Source organism: Streptomyces sp. NPDC051315 (genome assembly GCF_044455165.1).
In the GTDB taxonomy this organism is placed as follows: domain Bacteria; phylum Actinomycetota; class Actinomycetes; order Streptomycetales; family Streptomycetaceae; genus Streptomyces.
In genome coordinates this window covers 1-4,317 of sequence record NZ_JBITEN010000046.1, presented here as the reverse complement: position 1 = coordinate 4,317, position 4,317 = coordinate 1, and the positions used below count along the sequence as shown (strand labels likewise).

The 4,317-nt window shown below is 74.0% G+C and carries 4 protein-coding genes; 2 read left to right on the top strand and 2 right to left on the bottom strand.

The genetic code is table 11. The features are described from left to right. Window positions 1-433: 433 nt before the first annotated feature. Window positions 434-1,828, bottom strand: a complete 1,395-nt coding sequence (locus tag ACIBBD_RS38690) for a DUF3152 domain-containing protein (protein WP_399424702.1) — start codon at window positions 1,826-1,828, stop codon at window positions 434-436. An 8-nt stretch (window positions 1,829-1,836) separates the two neighbouring features. After that, window positions 1,837-2,871 carry an alpha/beta fold hydrolase gene (locus tag ACIBBD_RS38685; protein ID WP_399424700.1) on the bottom strand — a complete coding sequence of 345 codons (1,035 nt, stop codon included), beginning with the start codon at window positions 2,869-2,871 and terminating at the stop codon, window positions 1,837-1,839. A gap of 198 nt (window positions 2,872-3,069) precedes the next feature. Here ACIBBD_RS38685 and ACIBBD_RS38680 point away from each other — a divergent pair, with 198 nt between their 5' ends. Further along, complete coding sequence (locus tag ACIBBD_RS38680; RefSeq protein ID WP_399424698.1) at window positions 3,070-3,285, top strand: hypothetical protein; 216 nt, start codon at window positions 3,070-3,072, stop codon at window positions 3,283-3,285. 219 nt (window positions 3,286-3,504) lie between these two features. Beyond that, window positions 3,505-4,146, top strand: coding sequence for a TetR/AcrR family transcriptional regulator (locus ACIBBD_RS38675; protein ID WP_399424697.1), 642 nt, complete (start codon window positions 3,505-3,507; stop codon window positions 4,144-4,146). Window positions 4,147-4,317 lie beyond the last annotated feature (171 nt).

Here is a 4,317-nt window from a genome sequence, read left to right as displayed (position 1 = left end):
GGCGGGCGGGGCGGGCGGGGGCGCGGGGCCCCCCCCCCCCGCGCGCGCGGCCCCGCCCCCCCCCCCGGCGGCGCCCGCGCGCCCCCCCCCCCCCCCCCCCCCCCCCCCCCACCAAAAGGGGTGAACGGCCGTAACTTTCCTGTGCGGGTCGCGTTCCGTCGCGCTAAGAGATCACGCGATCGCGAAACGTCACGGCAGGGGCTCCGCCCCCGGGCGCGCGCCGCCGCGCCGCACCACCACCGACTCCCCCCGCCCCCTCCACGGGCAGTGACGCGCGGGGCGGGGGCCGGTACGGCGGCCGAGCGCCGAGCGCCGGTGCGGCTGCCGAGCGCGAGCGTCGCTGCGGTGGCCGCGCCCCGGGCGTCGAGCGTCGACGCGGTGGCCGAGCGCCGGTACGGCGACCGCGCCGCCACACCGAGCGCCCGGCCGCTTCTCAACTCTCCGGGTACGGCCAGGGGTTGGGCAGACAGCGGATCCCGTCGAATTCGAGGAACTTCGTCTGCTGCTGCATGACCGGCGCGAGTTCGCCGCTCTTGTCGCAGGTCACATGGCTGTAGCCGAGCCGGTGGCCGACCTCGTGGTTGATGAGCATCTGCCGGTAGGCCTGCATGGCGTCGCCGTAGGTCTTCGAACCCTGGGCCCACCGGTATGCGTTGATCATCACGCGCTCGGTGGCGGCCGAGTCGCAGGAGACGTTGTCCACGGTGGTGTCCAGGCCGGATTTCGCGCACCAGTCGGCGGTGGTGCCGGGGCTGGCGAGCGTGATGACGAAGTCGGGTTTGCCCGAGTAGATCCGCTCGAAGGTCCGCGCGCCGTTGTGGGCCCAACTCCGGTCGTCGTTCAGCGTCTTCTGCACGGCCTGCGCGAACAGTTCGGCGTCGAGCCCCAGCCCCTGCTCCACATCCACGCGGTAGGTGTACTTCTGCCCCTTGCCGGGCGCCTTGTCGATGCCGGGCACCGCGTCGAACTTCCCCGACCCCTTGAGCGTGGCGCTGAGCGCGTACTTCTCACTCATCTTCTGTTCGTACGTCAGCGGCGTCACGCCCGCCGGCGCGGACGGGCTCGGCCGGTCGTCCCCGCGTGTGGCGGAGTCGCGGGCGTCGCGGGCGGCCTGGTCCGTCGCGGACTGCGCCTGGGCGGACTCCCCGTCCCGCGCGTCGGTGACCTGCCCGGCCACCACCACGGCCAGCACGGTGGTGACGGCGGCGGCCGCGATCCCGGTGAACGTCCGCCCCTTGGCGCCCTTGGCGGACACCGGCTCACCGAGGGGCGACGCGCCGTCGCCGTCGCCGGCCGGGGCTGCCGGGCCGGAGCCGGCATCCCAGTCGGTGACGGAGGCGTACGGGTCGTACGGGCGGCCCGCGGACGCGGTGACGGACACGGGTCTGCGGCGCGTGAAGACATCGTCGTCCTCCGCGAAGGCGTCGAGGTACTCCTGGCGCGGCGCAGCCGGGGCCGCGGGCCGCTGGCGGGGGATCATCGGCCCGGCACCACTCGCCGTCCGCCCGCGCGCCTCCCCCCAGCCGCCCCCGCCTTCAGGCTGCTGGGGATGACCGCCCCGGACCTGCGGGAAGCCGTGGGCGGGAGTACCGTCGGGCAGCCGCGGCGTGCCGTGGGCCGGTGTCCCGTCGGGGAACCCGGGCACCCCGCGAGCAGGCGTCCCATCGGGGAATCCAGGAACACCGCGGGCTCCCGTCCCGTCGGCGGGCCGGTCCGCGCCCCGCACTCGACCGCGCCGTGCGGCGGCTTCCTGCTCGGCTCCCCCTGTACCGGTACCGCTCTGCGGCGCGCTCCTGGGCGCGGGCCCCCGTCGGCTATGGCGTCCCACGACCCCCCTCAGTTCCCCGCACCCGCGGATGTGCCGGTGTGTTCGGACAACGGCCCGGAGCCCGCTCCGGTTCCCGGACGACCCGTCTTCCGTGCCGTCTCCGCCAGGAGCTCCTTGACCGCCAGGGCCACCGTCTCCGGGTACTCCATCATCGCCACGTGTCCCGCGTTCGGCAGCGTCAGCAGACGGGAGTCGCGGAAGCTGCGCGCCGCCTTCTGGGCCATGCGGAAACCGACGAGCTGGTCGCGACCGCCGTAGACGAGGAGCGTCGGGGCGAGGACGCGCTCGGCCTGGCGCCACAGCCCGTGCTGGCCGCCCAGCGTGTAGGCGCTGACCAGACCGCGCGCGGAACGCGACATCGCGTCCCAGAAGTACGGCAGGCGCAGCCGGCGCTCCATCTCCTCCACCGCGTGGCGGAACGCCTCCGGCGAGACCCGCCCGGGGTCGCCGTAACACAGGGACGTGACGCCGCGGACGCGCTGTTCGGCCGTCCACTCACGGGTGAACCGGGTGAAGAGCGCGGCCACGCCGGGCATGCCGAGCAGCCCCGTCGGGACCGCGCCACGCTGCACCCGCAGCTCGGGCAGGGCGGGCGAGACGAGCGTGAGCGTGCGGACGAGGTCGGGCCGGACCGCGGCGACGCGCGTGGAGACCGCGCCGCCGAGGGAGTTGCCGAAGAGATGGACGGGCCCGCGTCCGGACGCGTCGAGGTAGCGGATGACGGCACGCGCGTGTGCCGTGATGGAGTAGTCGCCGTCGTCCGGCGGCGGTGAGTCACCGAAGCCGGGCAGGTCGACGGCCTCGCTCTCGACGACCCCGTCGAGCAGCGCCATCAGCGCGGACCAGTTCTGCGAGGACCCGCCCAGTCCGTGGACGTACAGCGCGGGTTCGAGTCCCTCGCGCGCGGGCGGCCTGGAACGGATCGTCAGGGTGACACCCGGCAGTCCGACCGATCGGAGTCGCTCGCCCTCGGCGACCCGGACGGACGCGGCCTTCGGCAGCACACTGGTGGGCGGCACGGATGGCAGCTCGGTCGAAGACATGCCGCAATGTTACGAGACGATCACACCGCGACCTGTGTGTCCGCCGTCACAGGCGCCCGGCCGACGGCGCGGAGATAGGGACGTGATTCCTGGGCACATCGCATAGCGTCCGAAAAGGGTGTCTCCTAGGCTCGTACAGAGGGCACCCGCGCGTGTTCCCCTGCATCTTCAGGGACGTTCGTAGGAAGGGAGCCCACCATGGCCATCGACCCCACCGACCCCGAGACGTTCGAGGACGACGACGCCGCGGAGTTCGACGTCGAGGCCCCGGAGAACGATGCCGCCGAGCAGCAGGCGGTTGTGACACCGGAGCGCGACGACCCCCTGGAGGGCGTCGACCCCGCCCGGGCGAACGAGGCCGACCTCGTCGAACAGGCCCGCGTCGTCTCGCTCGACGAGGACGACTACCGCTGACCCGCCCCGCCGAGGACGACTACCGCTGACCCGACCGCCGTGCGCCGACCTGGGCCGGGGCCGCCTTATGCCCATTACGCCCCGACTTAAACCTTACGCGCCCCTTTTGCCGTCGTCCGGTCCGTGAAATTCTGCGGCCACAGCGCGCACACCAGGGTTACCGAAAAGTACGATGGCGGCGCGGCGGCACACCGCAAGTGGACGACATTGGGAGGCGGCGTGACAGCCATCGAGCAAACTGAGGCGGCACGCCCGAGGGGCACGCGCCTGCCGCGCCGTGCCCGACGGAACCAGCTGCTGGGCGCCGCCCAGGAAGTCTTCGTCGCGCAGGGCTACCACGCCGCCGCGATGGACGACATCGCGGAACGGGCCGGCGTCAGCAAGCCGGTGCTCTACCAGCACTTCCCGGGCAAGCTCGACCTCTATCTCGCCCTGCTGGACCAGCACTGCGAGTCGCTCATCCAGGCCGTGCGGGGCGCGCTCGCCTCGACGACCGACAACAAGCAGCGCGTCCGCGCGACGATGGACGCCTATTTCGCGTACGTCGAGGACGACGGCGGCGCCTTCCGCCTCGTCTTCGAGTCGGACCTGACGAACGAACCCGCGGTGCGCGAGCGCGTCGACAAGGTCACCAACGAGTGCGCCGAGGCGATCTGCGACGTCATCGCCGAGGACACCGGCCTCTCGCGGGCGGAGTCGATGCTCCTGGCCTCCGGCCTCGGCGGCCTCGCCCAGGTGGTGGCCCGCTCCTGGCTGAACAGCGACCGCAGTGTCCCGCGCGACGAGGCGGTGCAACTGCTGGCCTCGCTGGCCTGGCGCGGCATCGCCGGCTTCCCGCTGCACGGCACCGAACAGCACTGAGCCGCGCGCACCGCGCAGCACCCGGCCCCTCGCACCGAGCACACCCGGCCCCGGGGGGGGGGGGGGGGGGGGGGGGGGGGGGGGGGGGGCGCGGGCGCGGGGGGGGGCGCCCCCCGCGCGGGGGGGGGGGGGGGGGGGGGGGGGGGGGGGGGGGGGGGGGGGGGGGGGGGG

Excerpts from the sequence above, each read along its gene's own strand:
- ACIBBD_RS38685 (WP_399424700.1), bottom strand. The coding sequence starts at position 2,871 with ATGTCTTCGACCGAGCTGCCATCCGTGCCGCCCACCAGTGTGCTGCCG.
- ACIBBD_RS38680 (WP_399424698.1), top strand. The coding sequence starts at position 3,070 with ATGGCCATCGACCCCACCGACCCCGAGACGTTCGAGGACGACGACGCC.